The sequence below is a fragment of the Rhizobium sp. SVR5-9E genome (genome assembly GCF_056755095.1).
Window position 1 is genome coordinate 1 of the sequence record NZ_JBNDHS010000258.1, and the last position, 408, is coordinate 408.

Annotated in this window: 1 protein-coding gene; it reads left to right on the top strand. The window is 63.5% G+C overall.

Annotation, left to right across the window (positions count from 1 at the left end; all coding sequences use genetic code 11):
- On the top strand, positions 1-408 hold a 408-nt coding region (locus tag ACPYOJ_RS34695), incomplete at both ends, for a DUF4082 domain-containing protein (protein WP_481420277.1).

Consider the following 408-nt stretch of genomic DNA (forward strand, 5'->3'; position numbering starts at 1 on the left):
CAGGCGACGCGGACCTTCAGCGGCACGCCGACGACAGCCGGCACGTCCGGCATCAAGGTGACGGCGACCGATCTCGGTGGCCTTGCCGCCAGCGAGACCTTCAACATCGCCGCAACGACAGCCCCGACGACCTACAGCCTGTTCAGCGCCTCCAACACACCGGCCCAGACGAACCTCAACGATGGTCAGCAACTCGAGGTCGGCGTCAAGTTCCAGTCGAACGTGGCCGGTGATATCACGGGCATCAAGTTCTACCGCAGCGCCAACGACAACGGCCAGAACGTCGTCGATCTGTGGACCACCACAGGCACCAAGCTCGCCACCGCCAGCTTCACCAACACCTCGGCGAGTGGCTGGCAGACGGTGAACTTTGCGACCCCTGTCACCATCGCCGCCAATACCACCTAT